We start from the raw sequence: 3,076 nt of genomic DNA, 5'->3' as shown, positions 1-3,076 counted from the left end.
CCGGCGGGCCGGTCGATCCAGTCGTCCGCGGCCGACAGGGAGATCGCCAGGTACTGCGCACCCGCACGCTCGGGGTGATCGGCCACCGACTCGACGATCCCGCTGGAGGCGGTCCGGTCGAAGACCCACTGGACGGGGGACCCCACCACGGCCAGGAAGGGCCCCTGCAGCACCGGCCGATCGTAGATCATATGCACGTTGACGATCGGTGACGAGCCGAGGTCGACGAATCGTTTCGGGTCCGCCACCGCGCCCTCGGGCAGCAGGGCTGCCGCCGCCGGCGGCGGCACGGCGAGCACCACCGAGTCGGCGTCGAGCGTGCCGCTGTCGGTGACCACTCGCCACCCGGTCGCCGTCCGGTCGATCGTGCGGACCTTCACGCTGGTCCGCACGTCCGCGCCGACGTCGGCGAGCTCCGAGGCCGCCGCATCCCCGTGCAGCCGCTGGAGGGGCACCTCCGCCCAGCCGATGTCCCCGGCGTCGGCCCGCTCCAGCAGGCCGGTGCGCACGACCTTGGCGGCGAGCCCGAGGGAGGCCGCGTCCGCGGGGGCGTTGAGGGTGGCGACGGTCAGCAGTTCCCACAACGCCTCGATCGTGGCCGGTGACTGGCCCCGGCGGGCCAGCCAGCTGCCGAACGAGACACCGTCCACCTCGGGCCGGCTCGGGTCGANNGCTCGGGTCGAGCCGGCCCAGCTGGTAGGCGGCGAGCGCGGCCCGCAGCCGCTGGCCGAGCGGGAACGCGCGGTATCCCAGCAGCGCCGGGGTCAGGTGCAGCGGCGCCGGCCAGGGGATGCGGGTACGCCGCAGCCGGGCGTTCGTACCGGAGTCGGCGAGCAGCACCGGGACGTCCAGCCGCTGCTGGAGGGTGGTCAGGTGCTCGACGCCGAGCCGGCGGAGGAACCCGCGGTAGGCGGTGCAGCAGCGCATGAAGACGTGCTGGCCGGTGTCGACCCACAGCCCGTCCCTGGCGAACGAGGCGGTGGCACCGCCCAGCCGCGGCCGTGCCTCCAGCACGGTCACGTCCGCGCCGATGTCCGCGGCGGTCAGCGCGGCCGACAGGCCGGCAAGCCCACCACCGACGACGACCATCCGGTGGCCGCCCGGCCCCGGCGGCGGCGCGGCGGGCTGTGTCACAACAGACTGTGCCTGTCGTGATGCCTGTTTCGATGGCGGCGCGTCCGACGGCGTCCCGGTATCCACGCTCATGCGGCCGACACCTCCGGGCGCCCGGCCAGGCTGCGCGCGGCCACCACCGCCTTCTCCCAGCCCGGCAGCGACAGCCGTTGCTGCAGGACGGGGGTGGGGTCGGTCCTGATCCGGCGGTTGAGCCGCAGGTAGATCCCGGCCATCGCCCCGCAGCACGCGGCGCTGCGCCGGTCGAGCATGGTCAGCAGTTTCAGACCGCGCCCGTACCATTCGTCGGCCCGCTGCGCGCACTCCCGGAGGTATTCGACGAGTGCGTCCTCGGGACCGCCGAGCCGGCCGTCCGGGCCGAGGGCAAGGGTGATCCCGGCCTTTTCCAGTTCGGCCCGGGGCAGATAGATCCGGCCGGTAATCAGGTCCTCCCGGACGTCTCGGAGAATGTTGGTCTGTTGTAGGGCGATCCCGAGCTCGTCGGCGACCGTGGCGGCCCTCGCGTCCGCGTGCGCCGCCTGCGTGCCGAAGATCCCCAGCGACAGACGCCCGATGGTGCCGGCCACCCGTCGGCAGTACTCGACGAGGTCGTCGAAGGACTCGTAGGTGACCCCACGCAGATCCATCTCGACGCCGTCGATCAGTTCGCAGAAGGCGTCCACCGGGATGGGGAAGCGCCGGCAGGCGTCATCCAGAGCTATCAGAACCGGGTCGGAGCTGGCCGCGCCGAGCCCTGTGATGTCCGTCCGGGCCGCGGCCAGGCGGATGGCCTTCTCCTCGAGGGGCAGGTCACCGTCGCCGATGTCGTCGAGCCGGCGGGCGAAGGCGTACACCGCGGACAGCGCCGCCCGTTTGTCGACCGGCAGCAGCCGGATGCCGTAGGCGAAGTTGCGCGCGGCCTCACGGGTCAGCGCCTCACAGGACGCGTATGCTTCCTCTACCGTCGGCGACCGGAAACGACCGTCGGAGGTCATTCGCCACCTCCACCCGCGGCGGGCCTGTTGATGATCCCACCGCCGGTGACCAGCGGCGGCAGCACGACGCGCGCCGAACGGGCCGCCCGCCGGGCGGACGGGGTGAGCGAGGTCAGCGCCACCGCCAGGGCGTAGCGAACGATCCGTGGCTTCGGCGCGGTCGGGGCGCCGCCGAGGACGTCGCACCCGGCCCGTTCGACCGCGTCCAGCGCCGCGCGGCCACCGCCGACGAACCCGGCCAGGACCAGCCGTAGCCGGCCCTCGACCAGGCCCACCAGCGGCGTGCCCTCGTCGAGGATCCGGCGGGCGCGCAGCACCTGGAAGGCGATCAGCTCCCGTACCGCCGGGCCAGCGCTGGGGTGCGCGAGGTCTCGCTCGTGCACCCCGAAGCTGTCGAGGTCCTCCCGGGGCAGGTAGATCCGGCCGGCGGCATAGTCCTCGGCCACGTCCTGCACATGCTCGACGATCTGCAGCGCCGTGCAGACCCGGTTCGACAGCTCGACCCGGTCGGGGGTGCTGACGCCGAAGACACCGAGCACCATGTGTCCCACCGGATCGGCGGACAGGGTGCAGTAACGCAGCAGGTCATCGAAGGTGTCGTAGCGGGTGACCAGCTGGTCCTGCCGGTTGGCCGCGACGAGCCGGCGGAACGGCTCCGGCGCCAGACCGCATTCCCGGACGGTCGGTGCCAGCGCCTGGATGACCGGGAGTGTGGGCGTCCCGCCCCAGATCCGGTCAAGATCGGCTTCCAGCGCGTCGAGCAGCGCGAGCCGGTCGCCGCTCGCCTCGTCACCGATGTCGTCGACGAGGCGGGCGAATCCGTAGATGGCGAACAGGTGCTGCCGCTGCCGGGCCGGCAGGATCAGCGGAGACACCGGGAAGTTCTCGGCGGAAGCCGCCCGCAACACATCCTGGGGTGAGGACGTGAGGGCGTCCCCGGGCAGCGGCGCACCGGGAGTTCCCGCCCG

2 protein-coding genes and 2 pseudogenes (1 of these 4 running past the window's edge) are annotated in these 3,076 nt (G+C 72.9%); all 4 read right to left on the bottom strand.

Features of this window, described 5'->3' with window-relative positions:
• Positions 1 to 155: 155 nt before the first annotated feature.
• Positions 156 to 380 (bottom strand): annotated as a pseudogene (locus FrCorBMG51_RS33635) (FAD-dependent oxidoreductase); the annotation flags it as partial.
• Positions 381 to 726: 346 nt separating this feature from the next.
• Positions 727 to 1,089 (bottom strand): annotated as a pseudogene (locus tag FrCorBMG51_RS33630) (FAD-dependent oxidoreductase); the annotation flags it as partial.
• Positions 1,090 to 1,202: 113 nt separating this feature from the next.
• Positions 1,203 to 2,108 (bottom strand): presqualene diphosphate synthase HpnD, encoded by a 906-nt coding sequence (gene hpnD, locus FrCorBMG51_RS08680; protein ID WP_047222575.1) that lies wholly within the window; start codon positions 2,106 to 2,108, stop codon positions 1,203 to 1,205.
• A protein-coding gene (hpnC, locus tag FrCorBMG51_RS08675; RefSeq protein ID WP_047222574.1) for a squalene synthase HpnC crosses the window boundary here: on the bottom strand, positions 2,105 to 3,076 show its 3' portion. The gene runs 63 nt beyond the window's last position; the window shows 972 of its 1,035 coding nt (coding positions 64–1,035); its start codon lies off the right edge, out of view; its stop codon occupies positions 2,105 to 2,107. Before hpnC ends, hpnD begins: the two co-directional genes overlap by 4 nt.

The sequence above is a fragment of the Protofrankia coriariae genome (genome assembly GCF_001017755.1).
In the GTDB taxonomy this organism is placed as follows: domain Bacteria; phylum Actinomycetota; class Actinomycetes; order Frankiales; family Frankiaceae; genus Protofrankia; species Protofrankia coriariae.
This window is presented reverse-complemented; position numbering and strand designations above follow the sequence as displayed.